Here is a 21,196-nt window from a genome sequence, read left to right as displayed (position 1 = left end):
CGTTCCCATCCGGCAGCCGGGACACCCCCGGGGGATACCCCCACCCGGGGGTGTCCCGGCTGCCGGATGGGAACGTGAGTGTCCGTCAACAAGGCTTGGCGCATGACGACTTACGGACGCACCAGCCTGGTTCTCGCCCTCTCCGCCGCCGCCGTGGCCGCCTCCCTCACCGTGGCCCGGGCCGCCGCCCCCGTCGGCGGGCTCGACTGGGTGCCCTGCGGACCCGAGGGCCTCGGTCAGGAGTGCGCCACCCTCTCCGTCCCCCAGGACTACGCCGATCCGGGCGGCCCGGCGCTCTCCCTCGCCGTGTCCCGAATCCGCAGCCAGGAGCCAACGGCGCGCCGCGGCACCCTCATGGTGATCCCCGGTGGCCCCGGCAGCTCCGGGGTCAAGCGGCTGTCGCAGAAGGGCGCGGCGCTGCGGGAGCGGCTCGGTGGCACGTACGACCTGGTGGCCTTCGATCCGCGGGGGGTCGGTGGCAGTTCGACGGCGAGCTGTGGGCTCGACGAGGGCGACCGGTGGCTGGTGACCGTGCGCGGCTGGCCGGCGGCGGACGGCGGGATCGAGGAGAACGTGGCCCGTGCCCGCCGCACCGCGGAGGCGTGCGCGCGCAACGGCGGGGACCGGCTGCGCAGCTTCACCACGGAGAACCAGGCGCGTGACCTGGACCGGCTGCGGGAGGCACTGGGCGAGGAGCGGATCTCGGCGTGGGGCGTCTCGTACGGGACGTACGTCGGTGCCGTGTACGCGCAGAAGTACCCGCAGCGCACCGACCGCCTGGTTCTCGACAGCAGCAGCGACCCCGACCCGAAGCGGGTCGAGCGGGGCTGGCTGGAGTACATGGCGGAGGGGGCCGAGGACCGGTTCCCGGACTTCGCCGCCTGGGCGGCGCATCCGGACCGGGACCGGCCGGACCAGCGGCTGCGTCTGGCCGAGCGGCCCGAGGACGTCAGGCCGCTGGTCCTGGCGCTGGCGGCGCGGCTCGACCGGGAGCCGCGGGAGTCCACGACCCCGGGCGTGCCGCTGACCGGCAACGTGTTCCGGCAGGCGCTGCAGAACACCCTCTACAGCGACGCCGCGTTCCCGGCGTTCGCCCGGCTGGTCCTGGACGCGTCGGCGCGTGACCCGGAGGTGAGGCCGGTGATCCCGCCGGGTCTGGACGCGGCGATGACCGACCAGGACACGGCCATCACGGTCGGCGTCATCTGCAACGACGTGAAGTGGCCCGGGTCCGTCCCGGCCTATCGCCGGGCCGTCGCCGCGGACCGGGTCCGTCATCCGCTCACGGCCGGGATGCCGGCCAACATCACGCCGTGTTCCTTCTGGAAGACGCCGGTGGAGAAGCCGGTCCGGATCACCGGCCGCGGCCCGTCGAACATCCTGATGGTCCAGGGCATGAGGGACCCGGCGACCCCCTACGCCGCCGGCCTGAGGATGCGGGCGGCGCTGGGCGACCGGGCCCGTCTCGTCTCGGTCGACCACGGGGGCCACGGCATGTACCTGGGCAACGGCAACGCCTGCGGGGACCGTGCGGTGACGGACTTCCTGCGCACCGGGGAGCGTCCGGCCGCCGACGTCACCTGCCGGTGATGTGCGCGGGGGCGTCGTCCGCCGAGGACGGGCGCCGGATTCGCCCCCGGGGAACGTGGGGCCGCGCCCGGTGACGTGGCACGAGGGCCGCCCCCGGTGGCGTACCGGGGGGCGGCCCTCGTGCGTCGGTGTCAGACCTTCGCGGGTTCGGGTGTGCCCGCGGCCGGGGTGCCCGAGGCGACCGGGACGGTCTCCGGGTCCGTGTCCACGTTGAACTCCTCCAGGAGAGCCTTGCCGAAGCCGAAGAAGTACGTCGCGAGGAAGCCCGCCAGATAGCCGACCAGCAGGCCGCCGGCGTAGATCGCGATCGTCGCGCCGAGGCCCTTGTTGCCGTCGAGGAGCGGGAAGAGCGCCCAGCCCGAGGGGCCGATGGCCGTGGAGCCGACCTTCTCGCCGAGCATGTTGAACAGCCCGACGAAGCCGCCGCCGAACGCGCCGCCGACGCAGGCCGTCACGAACGGGCGGCCCAGCGGGAGCGAGACGCCGTAGATCAGCGGTTCGCCCACGCCCAGGAAGCCCGCGGGGAGCGCCGACTTGATGGTGCGGCGGATAGAGCCGTTGCGCGGCAGCCGGAGGTAGACGGCCATGGCCGCGCCGACCTGGCCGGCGCCGGCCATCGCGAGGATCGGCAGCAGGACGGTGTACCCCTGCTGTTCGATCAGTGTGGTGTGGATGGGGATCAGGGCCTGGTGCAGGCCCAGCATCACGAGCGGCAGGAACAGGCCGCCGAGGACGAAGCCGGCGCCCGCGCCGGCGTTCGCCAGCAGCCAGTCCGCGAAGTCGCCGATGGCGGTCGAGATCTCTCCGGCGACGAACATCAGGCCGAAGATCGTGACCAGACCCGAGACCAGCACGGTGAGGGTCGGGGTCACCAGGACGTCGAGGGACTCCGGGACCCAGCGTCGGCACCACTTCTCGACGTACACCGCGAGCACCGCGGCGCCGAGCGCGCCCAGCACACCGCCCTGGCCGGGCGAGAGCGTCTGGCCGAAGGCGTCGATCTTCGCGACGCCGGGGAAGACGATGATCGCCGCGACCGCGCCGCCGAGGATCGGCGTGCCGCCGAACTCCTTGGCGGTGTTGTAGCCGACGAAGACCGCGATCAGTGCCATGAACCCGCTGGCCATCGCGGCGAGGGCGGGGGTCACGGACGGCAGCCAGCCGAGGTTGACCAGCAGGCCGTTGAGGCCGGCGATGATGCCGCAGCCGATGAGGGCGGGGATCAGCGGGACGAAGATGTTCGCGATCCGGCGGAGGAACAGCTTGAAGGGGGTGGCGTTCCGCTGCTTGCGGGCCGCCTTCAGGGCCGCGCCCTGTGCCGCGAGGTCGTCGGCTCCGGCTGCCGCGGCGCCGGCGGTCGCCGGCGCGGGGGACGGTGCCGGCGCGGCGGCGACCAGGGCCTCGAACTCCGGGGTCACGCGGGCGACGGTCCCCGGGCCGAGGACGATCTGGTACGTGTCGTCCTCCACCACACCCATCACGGACGGCAGGGCCTTGAGGGCCTCGTCCTGGACGAGCGAGCGGTCGCGCAGCCCCAGCCGGAGCCGGGTCATGCAGTGGGCCACGGAGTCGATGTTCTGCGCGCCGCCGACGAGCGGGAGGATCGCGGCGGCGATGGCGCGGTTCTTGTCGTCTGTGCTCATGGTGCGGTCGTGCCTTGCTGTGCGGGGGTGGGGGACGTTCAGCGCGCGCCGTCGGCGTGCAGGGCGGCGCGCAGGTGGCCCTGCGAGTCGGTGAGGCGCTGGTCGGCGGCCTTGGCATCGATGTCGGCGAGGATCATCAGGATCGCGGTCTTCACCTCGCCGTCCGCGGCGGCCAGGGCGGTCTCGATCTGCTCGTCGGGGGCGCCGGTGGCGAGGGAGACGATCCGCCGCGAGCGGGCCTGGAGCTTCTCGTTGGAGGCGCGGACGTCGACCATGAGGTTCCCGTACGTCTTCCCGAGCCGGATCATCGTGATCGTCGAGATCATGTTGAGGACCAGCTTCTGCGCCGTACCGGCCTTCAGCCGGGTCGACCCGGTGAGCAGCTCGGGGCCGGTGACGACCTCGATCCCGTGCTCGGCGGCGGCGGCCAGCGCGCTGTCCGCGTTGCAGGACAGGCCGATCGTGAGCGCACCGGCGGCGCGGGCGTGCTCGACGGCGCCGATGGCGTAGGGGGTGCGGCCGGAGGCGGAAATGCCGACCACGGTGTCGTGCTCGGTCAGGCCGAGCGCGGCGAGGTCCTCGGCGGCGAGCTCCTTGGAGTCCTCCGCGCCCTCGACCGCCTTCACCATCGCCGACGGGCCGCCCGCGATCAGGCCGACGACCTCGGAGGGGTCGGTGTTGAACGTCGGCGGGCACTCGCTCGCGTCGAGGACTCCGAGCCGGCCGGCGGTGCCGGCGCCGGCGTACACGAGCCGTCCGCCGCGGGCCATGCGGGCGGCGGTGGCGTCGATCGCGGCGGCGATCTCCGGCAGCCGGGCGGCGACCGCGGCGGGGACGGCGGTGTCCTCGGCGTTCATCAGGGCGGCGATCTCGGCGGTGGGCAGCCGGTCGATGTCGGCGAGCTCGGGGCGGAAGGCCTCGGTGGCGAGCGTGGCGAGCTGCGCCTGGAGGTGGCTGTACGTGGAAGTCATGCGGTGCGGCTCTTTCGGTGCTTCGGCGTCGTCGTTGACGTCGTCGGCGGGTTCAGCGGGTGCGTCTCGTGCGGGGTGCGGGCTTCGGCGGGCGGGACGTCAGCGGGTGCGCGGTGAGTGCCGGTGGGCCAGGGCTTCGTACGAGGCCGCGAGGGCGGGGGCGGCCGTCTCGTAGGTGCGTTGGGTGACGCAGGTGAACAGGCAGTCGACGACGAGCAGCTGGCTGGTACGGGACGACATGGCCGCCGGGCGAAGCTCGCTCTCGCGGGCCGTGGAGGTGGTGAGGATGTGGTCGGCGTACTGCGTGACCGGCCCGTCCGGGCGGCCGGTGATCGCGACCGTGGTGGCGCCGTGGTCGAAGGCGACCCGCAGCGGTTCTATGACGTCTCCGGTCGAGCCGGAGTGGGTGATGGCGATGGCGACGTCGCCGGAGCGGAGCTGCACGGCGTTGGTGACGGCGAGGTGCGGGTCGCTGTGGGCGTGCGCGAGCAGGCCGATGCGCAGCAGCTTCTGGCCGAGGTCCTGGGCGACGAGACCGGAGGCGCCGACACCGTAGATGTCGATGCGGCGGGCGGTCGCGAGTGCGGCGACGGCGGCGCCGAGCTGGACGGTGTCGAGTCCGGCGGCCGTGTCGGCGAGGGTCTGCTGCTCGTCGTAGGCGAGCTTGGCGACCACGTCGGCGACCGGGTCGTCGACGGCGATGTCGGCAGTGACGGAGGGAGCGCGGCCGGACTGCTGCTGGGCGGCGAGGCCGGCCAGGGCGAGCCGCAGGTCGCGGTAGCCGGGGTAGCCGAGGAGGCGGGCCGTGCGGACGACGGTCGCCTCGCTGGTGCCGGTGAGTTCGGCGAGACCGGTGACCGTGAGGGCGGCGCAGCCGGCCGGGTCGCCGGCGACGGCTTCGGCGACCCGCTGCATCGAGCGGGTCATGGACGGGGCGAGGGTGCGCACCTTGGCCGCGAGGGCGGCGGGCGCGGGCGGGGCGCTGACGGCCCCGGCGGCGGTACCGGGTCTGCCGTCCGCCCCGTTGAAAATTTCCTTCACGTCATTGGTCACGCTTGAAAGATATTTTCGAGAGCGGGGAGCGTCAAGACCTCTTCGGGCCCGGATGCGGGCGGGACCTCCGTCCTCGGACGCGGAGACGGCCTTCGTCCCCGGGGCGAGTGGGGAGACAATGACTTCATGGACGACATCGACCCCCTGGAGCAGGCTCTCCATACCGCCCGCGCCCTGGTCCTCGCCGACCTGGCGGCTCGCGACGTGGCCGCGGCCGAGGTCGTCTCGATGGTGGAGGACTCGGTCACCCACCGACGGTGGTGGGCCGAGCAGTGGCCCGAAGGCATCACGTACGTCGCCGGACTCGTCGCCCAGGACGTCCAGGACGCGCTCCTGGAGCGCTACGGCCGCTGGCCGCTGTGCCCGGTCTGCTCCGCCGGCGACCCGCACGCCCTGGACGTCGAACCGGAGCTCGGCCCCGACCCGCACTGGGTCTGCGGCAAGGCGGGCGTGGTCGTCGCCCCGGTCGGCGGACTGAAGTGACGCTCTTCATCGACCCGCCGACCTGGCCCGGGCACGGACGTATGTGGTCGCACCTGGTCAGCGACGTCTCCCACGAGGAACTGCACGCCTTCGCCGCCTCGATCGGCGCCCCGCCCCGCGCCTTCGAGCGCGACCACTACGACATCCCGTCGGAGCGCTACGCGGACGCCGTCGCGGCCGGCGCGGTCGAGATCGGCTCGAAGGAGCTGGTCCGCCGGATCACCGAGGCGGGACTGCGGCGGCCCAAGGGCCGCCCGGCGCCCGGCGAGGCGCTGCCGCGTCAGGACGTGTAGCCCCGGTCGGCAACACGCCCTAGTGGGAGACGGAAGCGGACGGGGTGCGGTCCTCCGGCCGGGTCGCGGAGGTGGCCACGACCTGACTGGTCGAGGTCCGGCGGTGCAGGCGCAGCGCCACGACGACCGTGCCGAGCGCCGCGACCGTCATCGCCGCTCCCGCCCACGCCGTCGCCGCGAAGCCGAGGTCCGCGTCGATCACCGTGCCGCCGAGCCAGGGGCCGCCGGTGTTGCCGAGGTTGAACGCCGCCGTGGTCGTGGCGCCCGCGAGGGTCGGCGCGGCGCCCGCCACGTTGAACATGCGGGCGTTGAGGGCCGGGGCCGTGTAGAAGCACGAGACGCCGAGCAGGAACGTCAGCGTGACCGTGGCCACCGGGCTGGAGGCGAGGAGGGCCAGGCCGGCCAGGAAGACCGTCGAGGCCGTGATGCCGCCGAGCAGGACCCCGAAGAGATGCGCGTCGGCGACCCGGCCGCCGATGTACGTACCGACCAGCGCGCCGAGGCCGAACAGCGCGAGGACGCCGGAGACCCAGCCCGCGTCGAGCCCCGACACGTGGGTGAGCAGCGGGGCGAGGTAGGAGAAGGCGCAGAAGACGCCACCGGCGGCGAGGGCGGTGACGAGGACCGAGAGCAGCACCTGGCGGTCGCGGTAGATGACCAGCTCGCGGCGGAGCACGGGCTTCGTCTCGGGCAGCGGGATGTGCGGGATCCGGGTGACCACGCCGACCAGCGCGATCGCGGAGGCGAGCGCCACCGCCCAGAACGCGGAGCGCCAGCCGAGGTGCTCGCCGAGGAAGGCGCCCGCCGGGACGCCGAGGACGTTGGCGATCGACAGGCCGCCGATCATGACCGCCATGGCCCGGGCCCGGGCGCCGACCGGGACCATCGCGATGGCGACGGCGGCGCCGAGCGCCCAGAACCCGGCGCAGGCGAGGGCGCTCACCACCCGGGACGCGAAGAGCACGGCGTAGTTCGGCGCGAGTGCGCCGGCGACCTGGCCGAGCCCGAAGACGCTGATCAGGGCGATGAGCGTGGTCTTGCGGGGCAGGCGGAGGGTCGCGACGGCGAGGAGCGGGGCGCCGACGACCATGCCGATGGCGAAGGCGGAGATGAGCAGGCCGGCGCGGGGGATCGAGACGTCCATGTCGTCGGCGATGGACGGCAGCAGGCCGGACAGCATGAACTCGCTCGTGCCGAGCGCGAAGACGGAGAGGCCGAGGATGTACACGGCCAACGGCATGCGGGTGGCGGAGGCGGCGGCGGGCTCGGCAGGCAAAGACGGCATGACATGGGTCAACCGGGGGTTTGTGCCTGTCATTCCCCCGGGCCCGACCGGCGCCGGTGCCGAGCCAGAAGCCGAGGGTGCCGAGCGCCAGGGCGATGACGACGGGGACGAAGACGGCCGAGATCCGGTCGGCGAGGCGCTGGGCGGCGGCCTTGCCGTTCTGGGCGTCCTCGACGAGCTTGGCCATCCGGGCCAGTTGGGTGTCGGAGCCGACGCGGGTGGCCTCGACGACGAGGCGGCCGCCGGCGTTCAGGGTGGCGCCCGTGACGGTGTCGCCGACGGAGACCTCGACCGGTACGGACTCGCCGGTGAGCATGGAGGCGTCCACCGCGGAGGAGCCCTCGACGACGGTGCCGTCCGTGGCGATCTTCTCGCCGGGGCGGACCAGGAAGCGGGTGCCGACCTGGAGTTCGGCCGTCGGCACGGTGACCTCCCGGCCGTCGCGCAGGACGGTGACCTCCTTGGCGCCGAGTCGCATCAGTGCCTTGAGCGCGGCGCCGGCCTTGCGCTTGGAGCGGGCCTCGAAGTAGCGGCCGGCCAGGATGAAGGCGGTGACGCCGGCCGCGGCCTCCAGGTAGATGTTCCCGGCGCCGTCGGTGCGGGCGATCGTGAACTCGAAGGGGTGGGTCATCCCCGGCGTCCCCGCGGTGCCGAGGAACAGGGCCCACAGCGACCAGAGGAACGCGGCGATCGTGCCGACGGAGATCAGGGTGTCCATCGTGGCCGCGCCGTGCCGGGCGTTGGTCCAGGCGGCCTTGTGGAACGGCCAGGCGGCGTAGACGACGACGGGCGCGGCGAGGGTGAGGCTGAGCCACTGCCAGTACTCGATCTGGAGGGCGGGGATCATGGCCATCGCGATGACGGGGGCGGCGAGGGTGACGGCGGTGACGAGCCGCTGCCGCAGCGGGCGCAGTTCCTCGTCCGCCCGCTTCTCGTCGTCGGTGTCGTCGGTGTCGCCGGTGTGGTGCCTGTCGTCGGTGGCGTCGGCGCGGGTGGTTCCGGTGCGTGGTTCGGCCGCGGTGTAGCCGGTGGCCTCGACGGTGGCGATGAGGTCGGCGACGGAGACGTCCGTGTCGAAGGTGACCTTGGCCTTCTCGGTGGCGTAGTTGACGGTGGCCTCGACCCCGTCCATGCGGTTGAGCTTCTTCTCGATGCGGGCCGCGCAGGAGGCGCAGGTCATGCCGCCGATGGCGAGCTCGACCTGGGCGGCGCCGGGAGCGGTGGTGGTCATGAGGGCCTCTCTGTGTCGGGGCGGTTGGTCTCCGGGGCGACGGCCGGTCAGGCGCGGCCGGTCAGTGTGTAACCGGCGTCGTCGATCGCGGCGGCGATCGCCGTGTCGTCGGGTGCGCCGCCGGTGGTGACGGTGACCAGGCCGCCCGGCACGTCGACGTCGACGGAGGTGACGCCGTCGAGGGCGCCGACGGCGTCGGTGACGGCGGTCCTGCAGTGTCCGCAGCTCATGCCGGTGACGGCGTAGGCGGTGGTGGTCGCGGTGGTGGCGGTCGGGCGGTCGGCGTCGGGGGTGCGGCGGGACATGGGTTCCTCCTCGGATCCGTGAGGMACATGCATACCCTGGGGGGGTATCTCTTGAGTCCATGTATACCCCCGGCCGGTATTCCGCGCAAGCGCCTCCCCCGCTTGACTTGATACCCCCCAGGGGTATGGTGAAAGGCATCGTACGGAACGCGGTCACCAGCCACGGGAGAGCTGTCATGAACACCGGGATGAAGATCACCGCCTTCGCCGCCGCACTCGCCGCGACCTTCGGGACCGCGTACGGCGTCGGCCAGGGCATCGGGCCCGTGGCCGAGCCGGAGGCGGCCGCGCACGGGGAACACGCGGCGTCGGCGGAACCGGACGAGGGCGCGGCGCACGCGGAACACGGCGAGGGTGCCGCGAACGCCCCGGCGGCCGGCGGCCTGCAGGTGTCCGAGGACGGCTACACGCTGGTGCTGGAGACGCCCCGGCCGGCCGTGGGCCGCAGCGTGCTCAGGTTCGCCGTCGAGGACGGCGGCGGCCGGAAGGTCACCGCCTACGCGACCGAGCACGGCAAGGAGCTCCACTTCATCGTCGCCTCGCGCGACCTGACGGTCTATCGCCATCTGCACCCCGTGCGGGCGGCCGACGGGACCTGGTCGACGCCGGTCGACCTGCCCGCGGCGGGCGGGTACAAGGTGTTCGCCGACTTCAAGCCCGCGGCGAAGGGCGCCGAGGGCGTCACGCTCGGCGCCGACCTGTCCGTACCGGGGGCGTACGCGCCGCGTCCGCTGCCGGCCGCCGAGCGGACGGCCGTCGTGGACGGGTACCGCGTCACCCTGGGCGGGACGCTCGACCCGGGCAGGCCGGGGGAGCTGCGGCTCACCGTCGCCAAGGGGGGCCGCCCCGTCACGGACCTGGAGCCCTACCTCGGGGCGTACGGTCACCTCGTCGCGCTCCGGGACGGCGACCTCGCCTACCTCCACGTCCACCCCAACGAGGGTGGCCCGGGTCCGGTCGTCTCGTTCACGGCGACGGCGCCGAGCGCGGGCACCTACCGCCTCTTCCTCGACTTCCGGCACGACGGGAAGGTGCGCACGGCTGCCTTCACGGTGCGTGCCGGTGCGGGGGCCGGTGCGAGCGCCCCGGCCGGGCCGGTGCCGTCGGGGAGTGCCACGCACGATGCGGGAGGGCACGCGCACGGCTAGGCTGGTCATTGGACTAGACCTGTAGTAGCCGTCATCCGTGGAGGAATGGGCTCAATGAGCAACCGTGCAGTACTGGAGGTGATCGCCCTCGACGAGGAGGACGCGGTCGCGGCCCAGGCCGGTGGGGCGGACCGCCTCGAGCTGGTCACCGACATGGCGGCGGACGGGCTGACCCCGTCCCGGGCCGGCTTCACGGCGATCCGCGCCGCGGTGGACATCCCGCTGCGCGTGATGCTCAGACTGACCGACGGCTTCGCCGCCGGCGACGTGGACGCCCTGGTGGGCCGTGCGCGCGAGCTGCGGGAGGCGGGCGCGGACGAGTTCGTCCTCGGCTTCCTGACGGCCGACGGCTCGCCCGACCTGGTGGCCGTCGAGCGGCTCCTCGCCGTCCTGGACGGCTGCCGCTGGACCTTCCACCGCGCGATCGACCGCGCCGACGACCGCGACGGGCTGCGCAAGCTGCTCGCGGACCTGCCCGGCCTGGACACCTACCTCACGGCCGGTGCGGCGACCGGTGTCGACGACGGCCTCCCCGTCCTGCGTGCCGAGGCGGCCCGCGCCGGTGAGCCGGGCTACGAGCCCCGGATCCTCGTCGGCGGCGGCCTGCGCCTCGACCACCTCCCGACCCTGCGGGCCGCCGGCCTGAACGCCTTCCACATCGGCGGCGCGGCCCGCCCGCTGGGCTGGGCCGCACCGGTCTCCACGGACGCGGTCCGCGCCTGGCGCGTGGCGATCGACGCGTAGGCCCCCTCCGGGTCGTCGTCGCGGGCCCGAGAAGGCCACCGCGACGACAGGACCTGCCACCCGCCAGGGCGGGGCCGCCGGAAGCGGTCCCGCCCTGGTGGTTCAGCGGCCTCCGGCGACCCGCAGGATCGTGCCCGTCGTGTAGGACGCGTCCTCGGACAGCAGCCAGGCGACCGCGGACGCGATCTCGGAGGGGCGGCCCGGGCGGCGCAGCGGGATCGTCGGGGCGGCCAGGGCCGGACGGTCGGGGGCGCCCATCGCGGCGTGCATGTCCGTGTCGATCAGGCCGGGCGCGACCCCGTTGACCCGGACGCCGTCCGGGCCGAGTTCCTTGGACAGGCCGACGGTCAGCGCGTCGGCCGCCGCCTTCGTCGCCGCGTAGTGGACGTAGTCGCCGGGACTGCCCAGCGTGGCCGCGGCCGAGGAGACGTTCACGATCGCCCCGCCGCCCGTGGCGGCCATGTCCCGGGCCGCGCGCCGGCAACACAGCAGGTAGCCGAGGAGGTTGACCTCCACCACCCGCCGCAGGTCCGCCGTCCGCGCGTCCGCCAGCCGCCCCAGCGGCCCGGTCACGCCCGCGTTGTTCACCAGGCCCGTCACCGGCCGTCCGAACGCGGCCGCCGCGTCGAAGAGCCGCTCCACGTCCGCCTCGTCGGAGGTGTCCACACGGACGACGGCGCACCGTGCGCCGGCCTCGCGGACCGCGTGCGCCGTCGATGCGGCCGCCGCGGAGTCGCGCACGTAGCCCAGCACCAGGTCGTGGCCGTCGGCCGCCAGCCGTACGCAGGTCGCCGCGCCGATCCCGCGACTGCCCCCGGTGACGACGGTGACCGGCCGTGCGGCCCGGGGGAGTTCCGTACCGGACATCAGATCCACCTCTCTCGTGGTCGCGCCGCCCCCACCGTAATTCGATGGCCATCCCTCGCCCCGGCTGGCTAGCCTCGCCGACCATGGCCACCCCCAAGCTGCACCCCGACGAACTCGACATCGACGCGGGACTCGTCCGACGGCTCGTGGACGCGCAGTTCCCGCGCTGGTCGGGGCTTCCGGTCCGCGCGGTGGCCTCGGCCGGCACGGACAACGCGGTGTACCGCCTCGGCGACGACCTGGTCGTCAGGCTGCCGCGCCTGCCCGGCGCGGCCCGCCAGGTCGACAAGGAGCAGCGCTGGCTGCCCCACCTGGCCCCGCATCTTCCGCTGCCCGTGCCGGTGCCGCTGGGCAAGGGGGTGCCCGGCGACGGCTTTCCGCTGCCCTGGTCGGTGTACACGTGGCTCGACGGCGCCGACGCCTACGACGAGCCGATCGCCGATCTCGCCGACGCGGCCGTCGCGTTGGGCCGCTTCGGGGCGGCCCTGCGCGCGGTGGACGCCTCCGGCGGGCCCGCGTCCTTCCGCGGCGGTCACGTCACCGAGTGGGCGGGCGACTACCCGGCCCGTGTGCTGCGGGACCTCGACGCCGACGGCACCGCGGACCGGGCCCTGGTCACGGCGGCCTGGGAGTCGGTGCTCCGTCTCCCGCAGTGGGAGGCGGACCCGGTCTGGGTCCACGGCGACCTGCTGCCGGGCAACCTGCTCACCCGCGACGGGCGCCTCAGCGCGGTCATCGACTTCGGCGGCGTGGGCACCGGTGATCCGGCCTGCGACATGATGGCCGCCTGGACCCTGCTGACCCCCGGGACCCGGCCGCTGTTCCGCGAGGCCGCCCGGGTCGACGACGCGACCTGGGCCCGCGGGCGCGGCTGGGCGCTGTGCTGGGGCCTGGTCACCGAGCACTACTACCGGGTCACGAACCCCGTCCTCGCCGACGTCGCCCGCCGCGCGCTCACCCAGGCGCTGGCCGAGTACGAGACCGGGGTGTGACGCGTCCGTACGAGACCGGGGTGTGACGCGTCCGTACGAGACCGGGGTGTGACGCTCCCGCGCGGGGACGGGGCGTGAGGCTCTGGTGGGTGGGCCGGGTGTTCCGGGCCGTCGGGTCCCGGGTGTGGACCCGGGGGCGCACGGGGCTGTTCATCTCGGCCCGGCTGCCCCACCATGCTCCCGACCGCTCGTGAGCAACGCCCGTGAGGGGGACGTGTGTCGAGGCTCCGCGTCTGGATCGTTCCGCTGTGCGCCGCCGTCGTGTCGGTGCTCCTCCCCGCCCCGGCCGGCGCCCGGGAGGCGGCGCCGCGGATCCCCGTCGTCTTCGTCCACGGCTACAACGCCGACCCGGGTGTGTGGGGCGGTCTGCGCGAGGACCTCAGGGCCGACGGATACGGGGACGGTGAGCTGTTCTCCTTCGGGTACGACACCCACCGGTCCGTCAACGAGGTCCTGTCCGGCGAACTCGCCGCGTACGTGGCGGACGTGAAGCGGCGGACCGGCGCGAGCCGGGTCGACCTCGTCGCCCACTCCTTCGGCAGTCTCGTCTCCCGCTGGTACGTGAAGTTCGACGCCGCGGGCCCGTCCTCCGTCGCGCACTGGATCTCGCTGGCGGGCCCCAACCACGGCACGGGCACCGCGTGGGCCTGCGCCCTGTGGGACCAGGCGTGCCGTGACATGACCCCGGGCTCCTACGTCCAGAAGCGCCTCGCGGAGGGCGACGAGACGCCCGGGGCCGTGCGGTACGCCACCTGGTGGTCGAACTGCGACGAGGTGATCAACCCCGACGGCAGCGTCCCGCTGGCCGGCGCCGAGAACAACGCCGCGGGCTGTCTCGACCACAACGCGCTCCTCGGCGACGACGGGGTGTCCGGGGGCGTGCGCGCCTTCCTCCGCACCTGACGCGGCCGCAGGCCCGGTGCCGGAACCGGTGCCGGAGGGTCAGTCCAACTGCTTCGGCAGGGGCGAGGAGTGAAGGACCGTCAGGCCCGACACGGCGCGGGTGAGCGCGACGTAGAGCCGTCGCAGTCCGGTGCGCTCGTCCGGTTCGCCGTCGACGACGGCTGCCGGGTCGTCCAGGACGACGTAGTCGTACTCCAGACCCTTCGCCAGCGACGCCGGGACCAGTGTCAGCCGTGACTCGGCCGTGGTCTCCTCGCCCGGGGACAGGTACAGGAGCCCGGCGGCGGTCAGTGCCTCCGCGAGCGGTGCGATCCGCGCGTCGGCGGCGATCAGGCCGATCGAGCCCTCGTGGGCCAGGGACGCGACACAGGCCGCGACCACCTCCGCGTCCAGCTCCGCCGGCTCGCAGGCGCGGACCGACAGCGAGCCCGGGTTCTCACGGACCGACTCGACCGCCGCGAGGCCGGGGGACATGTGCGGCAGCAGTCGGGAGGCGTACGCGATGACCTCGCGCGGCACGCGGAAGCCGGCCGTCAGCTCCTCCACGAGCGCCGCCGGCTTGCCCAGGTGCGTCAGCGCCTGCGCCCAGCTCCCGGTCGCCCACGGGGTCGTGCCCTGCGCCAGGTCTCCGAGGATCGTCGCCGAACCGGTCGTGCAGCGGCGCCCCACCGCCCGGTACTGCATGGGTGACAGGTCCTGCGCCTCGTCGAGCACGACGTGGCCGAGCGAGTGCGTCCGCTCCACCAGGTCCTTCGCCTCGTCGATCAGCACGGCGTCCGCCGCCGACCACCGCGCCGACTTCACCGAGCGGGCGGGCTTCGTCCGGAGCAGCAGTTTCTGCTCGTCCTCGTCGAGGATCCCCTCGGCGTGCTCCGCGAGGAACGCGGCGTCGCCCAGCAGGCGCAGCACCAGCTTCGCCGGGTCGACCGGCGGCCAGACCGCCTTCACGAACGCCTTGACCGCGGGATTGCGGGCCACCGCGTCCTGCACCCGGTCGTCCGGGGCCTCGCCGGCCTGCTCCATCCGGACCAGGACCGCGTGTGCGACGCGCTGGGGGAGCGCGTCGCGGGCGGCGCCGTAGCGGATGTCGCGCTCCAGCAACTCCTGGACGATCTCCTCCAGTTCGTAGGAGGGGACCCGCCAGCGGCGCGATCCGCGGACCACCGTCAGGGACTCCGTCGGCGGTGTGACGTGCGCGCGCACCGCCCGGCGCAGCACCTCCGCCATCCTCGCGTCACCCTTGACCACCGCCGTCGGAGCCTCGTCCGCGCCGCTGACCTCGACGTGGGCCACGAGGTCGTCGACCGTCGCCTGCTGCACCTCCAGCTCGCCCAGGGCGGGCAGCACCTGCTCGATGTAGTGGAGGAAGGAGCGGTTCGGCCCGATGACCAGCGTGCCGGTGCGGGCCAGTCGCTCCCGGTGCGCGTACAGCAGGTAGGCGACACGGTGCAGGCCGACGGCCGTCTTCCCGGTGCCGGGCCCTCCCTGCACGCAGACGGTGCCGGACAGGTCGGAGCGGACGATCTCGTCCTGCTCGGGCTGGATGGTGGCGACGATGTCCCGCATCGGGCCCACGCGGGGGCGTTCGATCTCCGCCTGGAGCAGCCGGCTGGTGCGCTCGAGCTCGGTGGGGTCGGAGAGGTGTTCGTCCTCGTACGCGGTGAGGTCGCCGCCGGTGTAGCCGAAGCGGCGGCGCAGCCCCACGTCCTGCGGGTCCTTCCGGGACGCCCGGTAGAAGGGCTGCGAGACCGGCGCGCGCCAGTCGATCACCATCGGGTCGCCGCCGGCGTCGTGGACGTGCCGGCGGCCGATGTAGAAGCGCTGCCCCTCCTGCGTGGTGTGCAGGTAGTCGAGGCGGCCGAAGAACAGCGGCGTGTGGGAGAGGTCCGCCAGCGCCTTGATCCGCTCTTCGATCTGGCGGCCGAGCACCACCGAGTTGACCCAGTTCGCGGTGACGTCCTTGATGTCCAGGGCTTCGACGTCCTCCCGCATCGCGCGCAGCGCGGCACGGGACTCGGCGAGATGGGCGCGTTCGCGCGCGAGCGGGTCGGTTGCGGGCGCGGACATGGCGGTGCCTCCAGGCTGGTGCGTGGGCATGTCGGGGCGACCGCCGGTTTCCGACCGGACGGTGGCTCTCCACAGGGGAGGCGGGGAAGTCGGAGAGTGTAGCTCCCGGCCGGGGCGGCGGGCGAACGGATTTCCACCCGGACGGGCGGTCGCACGGCCCGGGCCGGTCGTCCCGTACATCCCGTAGGGGACGGCGCCCGACTCAGGTCGTACCCGTGCCGCCGCCCGGGTCCACCCGCAGGGCGATGTGTTCGGAATGTCCGAAATCCATCATGGAGGCATGACCACAGCGACCTTCACCCCGGCCCGCGCCCTCCCCGGCTCCCGCACCCGGCCGCTCACCACCGCGCTGCGCGCGATACGCGCGTACGGCGGCGCGGCCGTGGGCGTCGTCCTGCTCGGCGACCACCCCCGCGAGGCGGGGGTGCGGAACCCCCGCCCCGTGTACCGGGGAGGCGCGGACTGACCCCCGGGGTCTGTCGTGCCGGGTCCTACGGGGTGTCGCCGGCCAGCAGTTCGTCCGCGTCGACGATCCGGTACGCGTACCCCTGCTCCGCCAGGAACCGCTGCCGGTGCGCGGCGAAGTCCTGGTCGATCGTGTCCCGGGCGACCACCGAGTAGAAGTGCGCCTGGTGGCCGTCGGCCTTGGGCCGCAGCACCCGGCCGAGGCGCTGGGCCTCCTCCTGGCGCGAACCGAAGGTGCCCGACACCTGGATCGCGACCGTCGCCTCCGGCAGGTCGATCGAGAAGTTCGCGACCTTCGAGACCACGAGCACGCTGATCTCGCCGTTGCGGAAGGCGTCGAAGAGCTTCTCGCGCTGCGCGTTGGACGTCTCGCCCTTGATGACCGGCGCGTCGAGGTGCTCGCCGAGCTCGTCCAGCTGGTCGATGTACTGGCCGATGACGAGGATCTGCTGCCCGGCGAACTTCCTGACCAGTGCTTCCGTCACCTTCCGCTTCGTCGCGGTCGTCGCGCAGAAGCGGTACTTCTCCTCCGCCTCCGCGGTCGCGTACGCGAGCCGCTCGGAGTCGGTCAGGTTGACCCGGACCTCGACGCAGTCGGCGGGCGCGATGTAGCCCTGCGCCTCGATCTCCTTCCACGGCGCGTCGAAGCGCTTCGGGCCGATCAGCGAGAAGACGTCCGACTCGCGCCCGTCCTCGCGGACCAGCGTCGCCGTCAGGCCGAGCCGCCGCCGGGCCTGGAGGTCGGCGGTGAACTTGAACACCGGCGCGGGCAGCAGGTGCACCTCGTCGTAGACGATCAGGCCCCAGTCGCGGGAGTCGAAGAGCTCCAGGTGCGGGTAGATGCCCTTCCGCTTCGTCGTCAGGACCTGGTAGGTCGCGATGGTGACCGGCCGGATCTCCTTCCGCGTCCCGCTGTACTCGCCGATCTCGTCCTCGGTCAGCGAGGTCCGCTTCACCAGCTCGTGCTTCCACTGCCGGGCCGAGACGGTGTTGGTGACGAGGATCAGCGTGGTCGCCTTCGCCTGGGCCATGGCCCCGGCGCCGACCAGCGTCTTTCCGGCCCCGCAGGGCAGCACCACGACGCCGGAACCGCCGTGCCAGAAACCCTCGACGGCCTGCTTCTGGTACGGGCGCAGGGCCCAGCCGTCCTCGGCGAGGTCGATGCGGTGCGCCTCGCCGTCCACGTAGCCGGCGAGGTCCTCGGCCGGCCAGCCCAGCTTCAGCAGCGTCTGCTTGATCTGGCCGCGCTCCGAGGGGTGCACGACGACCGTGTCCGCGTCGATCCGGGCGCCGACCAGCGGCTGCACCTTCTTCGAGCGCAGGATCTCCTCCAGCACCGGCCGGTCGGTGCTGGTCAGCACCAGGCCGTGGGTGGGGTGCTTGCTCAGGGTCAGCCGGCCGTAGCGGGCCATCGTCTCGGCGACGTCCACGAGCAGCGCGTGCGGCACGGGGTAGCGGGAGAACTCCACCAGCGCGTCGACGACCTGCTCGGCGTCGTGCCCGGCCGCGCGGGCGTTCCACAGGCCGAGGGGGGTCACGCGGTAGGTGTGGATGTGCTCGGGCGCCCGCTCCAGCTCCGCGAAGGGCGCGATGGCACGGCGGCAGGCGTCCGCCTGCTCGTGGTCCACCTCCAGCAGGAGCGTCTTGTCGCTCTGGACGATGAGAGGTCCATTCACGCTTGATCAGGTCCTTCCCGTGCCGTTCCCGTAACGGCCAAACATCCAGTGTCCCGCATCGGCGGCGGATGCGGGGCGGGCGAGGCGTGAGGCGGGTCGGCCCGGCCGGCGCGCCGCCGCCCGGACCCGGGGGGCGCCCGGCCGGTCCCAGGTCCGGTCCGGGGAGACCTAGACCGCGTCGTCCGCCAGTTCCGCGACGCCCGTGATCCGGTGCAGCGGGTACGTGCGGACCTCGTCCGCCGTGTGGTCGTAGCCCGTCACGAAGCCGCCCTCCACCCGGACCGGGGCGATGACCCGCTGGCTGGCCGCGCCCTCCGCGTTGACGTAGCCGATCCAGACGGCCGAGCCGGTCATCGCGGCGGCCTGGACGGTGGCCAGGGTCTCCGCGGGCGAGGTGCGGGGGAGTCCGCCGCCGGCCGGCGGGCCGGCCGCCTCGGGGCGCTCCTTGCGGACCGCCGTCGACGCCAGGTCCCCGGCCCGGATGGCGCGGACGGCCGCGCCGAGCAGGGTCCCGTCGGGTACGGGCGGGCCGTCGGGGACCGGGACGGGGGCGGTGCGGTGACCGGTGCGGTAGGCGTCGGCGCGGGTGATCAGGACCGCGCCCTCGGCGGACTCGGCGGCCGGGGCGTACCCCATCGACCGCAGCCCTTCGAGCAGTGCCGCCGGGTCGGTCTGGGCGGCCAGGACCGTCGGGGCGAGGCGGCGCAGCCGCAGCGGGGCGGACCGCCGGTCCGCCAGGATCTCCCCGAGGAGCGCGTCGTCGTCGCAGCGCACGTAGGCGGACGCGGCGCCCACGCGCAGGTGGCCGTGCTTCCTGGCGACGTCGTCGATGAGGTACGCGAGGGGTTGCGGGACCGGCGTCCGGGAGTGGGCGGTCAGGAAGTCGTGCAGGTCGGAGGCGGAGCGGCCGGCGTCGAGGGCCCGGCGCACCGAGCCGGGCGTGAACCGGTAGACCGTCGCGCCACCCTTCGATTCCACGTCCGCCAGGACGGCCAGGGTGTCCGCGAGGGGGCGTCGGAGCGGGCCGGGGGCCACGGCGGTGAGGTCGGCCTGGAGGAGGACGTGGTCGACGGCCTCGGGGAGCAGGGGGGCGAGGAGCGTGGCGGCCCGCGAGGCGGCCAGGGACGGTTCGACGCCGCCGTCGGTCACCGGTTCGGTGGCCGCCTCGGTCAGGGGCAGGTTGAGCAGGGCCCGGGCGGGCGAGGACAGGGCGCCGCGGCCGGTGATGCCGAGCATCTCGGCCTCGGTGAGCGTCCACAGGGCGATGCGGGAGCGGAGGTCGGTGGAGGTGGTGGTGGAACTCCCGCCGAAGGTTCCGGCCGGGTTCGGGAGGGTGCCGCCGGATCCGCCGGTGCCCGTCTGGCCGCCCGCGGCGCCGCGCAGCGGCCGTTCCCAGCGCAGCCGGGCGAGCAGGGACTCCGGGTCGGCCGCCGAGCCGGGCGGCAGCGTGGCCTGGAGGGCCAGGACCCGGTGGCGGACCTCGGGGGCAGGGCCCCGGTCGAGGTCGGGGCCGAGGGCGGACAGCGTGCGGCCCTTCGCGTCCTGGCCGCCGACCAGTCCGGACGTACGGGTCGCGGTGAGCCAGGCGGAGGCGAGCCGCGCCCAGCGCTCGGACGGCGGCAGGTCGAGCCAGTCGTCGTAGGCGGGGGTGGGCGCGTACCGTTCGTCCGCCTCGCCGTCCGAGGCCAGCAGGCCGGCGCCGTAGCAGAGCTCCAGCCAGAAGGCCGCGATCTGTTCCGTGACCTCCAGGGTGGTCGCCGTCCGCTTCAGGTCGCGGACGGACAGGCCGCCCGCGCGCAGCACCTGCGGGCCGCCCTGGTTCCACGCCTTGAGGAGTTCCTCGACGGTCGCGAGGGCGGTGTACGCCTGGCCGGCGGCCGCGCTGTCCACCGCCTGTGGAGAGTAGGAGCGGAGTTCGGACAGCGCCGGGGGGTGCGGTGCGGGTGTCCGGTGGGCCCGGCCGCCCCGCAGGTGCAGTGCCGCCTCCCGGGGGAGCACGACCGTGCGCGGCGAGGCGGGCAGCAGCAGGCCCCGGTCGCGCAGCCAGCGCACGGGCGGGGCCGGGTTCGCGGTCACCTCGCCGTACGGCGGGCCCCACACCAGCCGGTCGAGGACCGTGAGGGCGTCCGAGGGCGCGGTGTCGAGGAGGGCGTCCATGCGGGCCCGGTCGGTGAACAGGGCGGTGAGCGAGGCCACCGCGGAGACGGGGTCGTGGGTCGGGGGCAGTCCCGCGGTCCCGATGATCTCCTGGATCCGGCCGGGCGACATGCCGGACGTGGCCTCGGCGACGGTCGGCCCGAGCCCGGTCGGGGACGGGTGCTGCGGTGAGGGGGCGAGCAGTTCGCGGGCGGTCCGCACGAGGCGCAGCCGGTCGTCCTCGCCCCACACCAGTGCCTGTTCGCGCAGCACCGCCACCGCGCGCGGCAGCGCCGCCTCGATGTCCGGGTCGCTCTCGTCGCCGGCGAGCAGCGCCAGGAGGACGGGGTAGGGCGCCGGGTCCGGGGCGATGGCGAGCGCTTCGGCGGTCTGCAGCGCGAAGCGGTCGAGCCGTTCCAGGGCGCGGACGACGGAGCCGCGGGTGCCGGCCCGGGTGGCGAGCTGCGTCAGGTCGTTCGGCACCGGGTTGAGCAGATCCGGGCGGGCGCGCAGCAGCGCGGCGAGCCCTTCGTCGCCTCGCGCGCGCAGCGCCTCCGCGAGCGTGCGTGGTGCGGCGGCGGCACCAGTTCCTGCGGGCACGTGCGCCTCCCGGTCGAGCTCACCGATCCCCATCCGCCCCACGTTAGCCCCTGCGCGGGCGCTAACGTCGGGGCGTACCGGCCGTGGAGGGGACTGTGGGGATCGAGAGCGACCAGTTGGTCTTCGACTATCTGAGCCGGGTCGGCGATCTGGCGCAGCAACGGCAGCTGTCGTCGGGCTCCCGGATGCGGCTCGTGTCGGCTCTCCGCGGCGAGATCGACCGTCGGCGCGCCACGTACGGCGAGGAGAGCCCGGAGGCGGTGCGCGGCATCCTCCGGCAGCTCGGCACACCGGACGAGGTGGTGGACCGGGCGTCGGGTGTCGCGCCGGTTCCGGACCCTCCGGAGCCGGGACTGCCGGAGCAGCGGGGGCGGTGGAGGAGGAGCGCGGTGCCGAAGCCCCGGAGGACGGCGCCGTCGGGCACGGTTCCGGGGTCGCGGACGGGCGCGCCGCCGCCGCACCTGGCGGGGATGGACGACGTCGGGGCCGCCGACACCGAACCCGACTGGTGGCGCACGGACGCCACGCCGCAGCGCGGGGACGACCTGGTGCCGGGGTTCGTGGGCGGGGTGGAGATCCCGGAGCTGCTGAAGCCGCCACCGGCCGACGACGACGATGCCGACGACGGTGCGGCGGAGGCCGGGGACGGGCCGGAGTCCGCGGGGGAGGCGGTCCCGGAGGAGGACGCCGCGGTGCGCCGGTGGTGGCGGCGTCCGGTCGCGGTTCGGCGGGACGCCGTCGTGG

17 protein-coding genes and 2 pseudogenes are annotated in these 21,196 nt (G+C 74.2%); 9 read left to right on the top strand and 10 right to left on the bottom strand.

All coding sequences use genetic code 11. The features are described from left to right. Window positions 1–102: 102 nt before the first annotated feature. A complete protein-coding gene (locus EAO71_RS17225) occupies window positions 103–1,590 on the top strand; it encodes an alpha/beta hydrolase (RefSeq protein ID WP_147978535.1) in 1,488 nt (495 codons plus the stop codon). A gap of 131 nt (window positions 1,591–1,721) precedes the next feature. On the opposite strand, the gene EAO71_RS17220 is transcribed toward EAO71_RS17225, so the two are convergent. The 3 genes from EAO71_RS17220 to EAO71_RS17210 form a co-directional block, all read right to left on the bottom strand. Then, window positions 1,722–3,233 (bottom strand): PTS transporter subunit EIIC, encoded by a 1,512-nt coding sequence (locus EAO71_RS17220; protein ID WP_147978534.1) that lies wholly within the window; start codon window positions 3,231–3,233, stop codon window positions 1,722–1,724. A gap of 38 nt (window positions 3,234–3,271) precedes the next feature. Beyond that, window positions 3,272–4,204, bottom strand: coding sequence for an N-acetylmuramic acid 6-phosphate etherase (gene murQ / locus EAO71_RS17215; protein WP_147978533.1), 933 nt, complete (start codon window positions 4,202–4,204; stop codon window positions 3,272–3,274). Window positions 4,205–4,303: 99 nt separating this feature from the next. Further along, window positions 4,304–5,257, bottom strand: coding sequence for a MurR/RpiR family transcriptional regulator (locus EAO71_RS17210; protein ID WP_399754508.1), 954 nt, complete (start codon window positions 5,255–5,257; stop codon window positions 4,304–4,306). A gap of 126 nt (window positions 5,258–5,383) precedes the next feature. On the opposite strand from EAO71_RS17210, the gene EAO71_RS17205 reads away from it, so the two are divergent. Together EAO71_RS17205 and EAO71_RS17200 are read left to right on the top strand one after the other, a co-directional pair. After that, window positions 5,384–5,740, top strand: coding sequence for a hypothetical protein (locus EAO71_RS17205; RefSeq protein ID WP_147978532.1), 357 nt, complete (start codon window positions 5,384–5,386; stop codon window positions 5,738–5,740). Continuing rightward, the gene (locus EAO71_RS17200; protein ID WP_147978531.1) at window positions 5,737–6,033 is read left to right on the top strand and encodes a DUF4031 domain-containing protein; all 297 of its coding nucleotides are present in this window, start codon (window positions 5,737–5,739) and stop codon (window positions 6,031–6,033) included. The genes EAO71_RS17205 and EAO71_RS17200 overlap by 4 nt, the downstream gene beginning before the upstream one ends. 19 nt (window positions 6,034–6,052) lie before the next feature. Here EAO71_RS17200 and EAO71_RS17195 read toward each other — a convergent pair whose 3' ends face one another. The 3 genes and pseudogenes from EAO71_RS17195 to EAO71_RS17185 form a co-directional block, all read right to left on the bottom strand. Further along, a complete protein-coding gene (locus EAO71_RS17195) occupies window positions 6,053–7,273 on the bottom strand; it encodes a Cmx/CmrA family chloramphenicol efflux MFS transporter (protein ID WP_147978530.1) in 1,221 nt (406 codons plus the stop codon). 91 nt (window positions 7,274–7,364) lie between these two features. Beyond that, window positions 7,365–8,549: pseudogene (locus tag EAO71_RS17190) on the bottom strand (heavy metal translocating P-type ATPase); the annotation flags it as partial. A 47-nt stretch (window positions 8,550–8,596) separates the two neighbouring features. Next, complete coding sequence (locus tag EAO71_RS17185) at window positions 8,597–8,854, bottom strand: cation transporter (protein WP_147978529.1); 258 nt, start codon at window positions 8,852–8,854, stop codon at window positions 8,597–8,599. A gap of 176 nt (window positions 8,855–9,030) precedes the next feature. On the opposite strand from EAO71_RS17185, the gene EAO71_RS17180 reads away from it, so the two are divergent. Beyond that, window positions 9,031–10,002, top strand: coding sequence for a hypothetical protein (locus EAO71_RS17180; protein ID WP_147978528.1), 972 nt, complete (start codon window positions 9,031–9,033; stop codon window positions 10,000–10,002). A gap of 54 nt (window positions 10,003–10,056) precedes the next feature. Continuing rightward, window positions 10,057–10,746 (top strand): copper homeostasis protein CutC, encoded by a 690-nt coding sequence (locus EAO71_RS17175; RefSeq protein WP_147978527.1) that lies wholly within the window; start codon window positions 10,057–10,059, stop codon window positions 10,744–10,746. A gap of 102 nt (window positions 10,747–10,848) precedes the next feature. Here EAO71_RS17175 and EAO71_RS17170 read toward each other — a convergent pair whose 3' ends face one another. Continuing rightward, on the bottom strand, window positions 10,849–11,613 hold the full coding sequence (locus tag EAO71_RS17170) for an SDR family oxidoreductase (protein WP_147978526.1): 765 nt from the start codon (window positions 11,611–11,613) through the stop codon (window positions 10,849–10,851). Between the two features lie 83 nt (window positions 11,614–11,696). Here EAO71_RS17170 and EAO71_RS17165 point away from each other — a divergent pair, with 83 nt between their 5' ends. Further along, window positions 11,697–12,605, top strand: a complete 909-nt coding sequence (locus tag EAO71_RS17165) for an aminoglycoside phosphotransferase family protein (protein WP_147978525.1) — start codon at window positions 11,697–11,699, stop codon at window positions 12,603–12,605. 216 nt (window positions 12,606–12,821) lie between these two features. Beyond that, window positions 12,822–13,508, top strand: a complete 687-nt coding sequence (locus EAO71_RS17160) for an esterase/lipase family protein (protein ID WP_187282692.1) — start codon at window positions 12,822–12,824, stop codon at window positions 13,506–13,508. Window positions 13,509–13,547: 39 nt separating this feature from the next. Here EAO71_RS17160 and EAO71_RS17155 read toward each other — a convergent pair whose 3' ends face one another. Continuing rightward, window positions 13,548–15,575, bottom strand: a complete 2,028-nt coding sequence (locus EAO71_RS17155) for a HelD family protein (RefSeq protein WP_187282691.1) — start codon at window positions 15,573–15,575, stop codon at window positions 13,548–13,550. A 280-nt stretch (window positions 15,576–15,855) separates the two neighbouring features. Here EAO71_RS17155 and EAO71_RS17150 point away from each other — a divergent pair, with 280 nt between their 5' ends. Beyond that, window positions 15,856–16,041: a hypothetical protein gene (locus tag EAO71_RS17150; RefSeq protein WP_147978523.1), complete on the top strand. Its 186-nt coding sequence runs from the start codon at window positions 15,856–15,858 to the stop codon at window positions 16,039–16,041. Between the two features lie 25 nt (window positions 16,042–16,066). Here EAO71_RS17150 and EAO71_RS17145 read toward each other — a convergent pair whose 3' ends face one another. Together EAO71_RS17145 and EAO71_RS17140 are read right to left on the bottom strand one after the other, a co-directional pair. Then, the gene (locus tag EAO71_RS17145) at window positions 16,067–17,716 is read right to left on the bottom strand and encodes a DNA repair helicase XPB (protein ID WP_147978522.1); all 1,650 of its coding nucleotides are present in this window, start codon (window positions 17,714–17,716) and stop codon (window positions 16,067–16,069) included. 168 nt (window positions 17,717–17,884) lie between these two features. Further along, a complete protein-coding gene (locus EAO71_RS17140) occupies window positions 17,885–20,485 on the bottom strand; it encodes a helicase C-terminal domain-containing protein (RefSeq protein WP_147978521.1) in 2,601 nt (866 codons plus the stop codon). A gap of 62 nt (window positions 20,486–20,547) precedes the next feature. Here EAO71_RS17140 and EAO71_RS37740 point away from each other — a divergent pair. Next, window positions 20,548–21,196: pseudogene (locus tag EAO71_RS37740) on the top strand (hypothetical protein); the annotation flags it as partial.

Origin of the sequence: Streptomyces sp. MS191, from assembly GCF_008042125.1 — a bacterium.
GTDB lineage: Bacteria > Actinomycetota > Actinomycetes > Streptomycetales > Streptomycetaceae > Streptomyces.
This window is presented reverse-complemented; position numbering and strand designations above follow the sequence as displayed.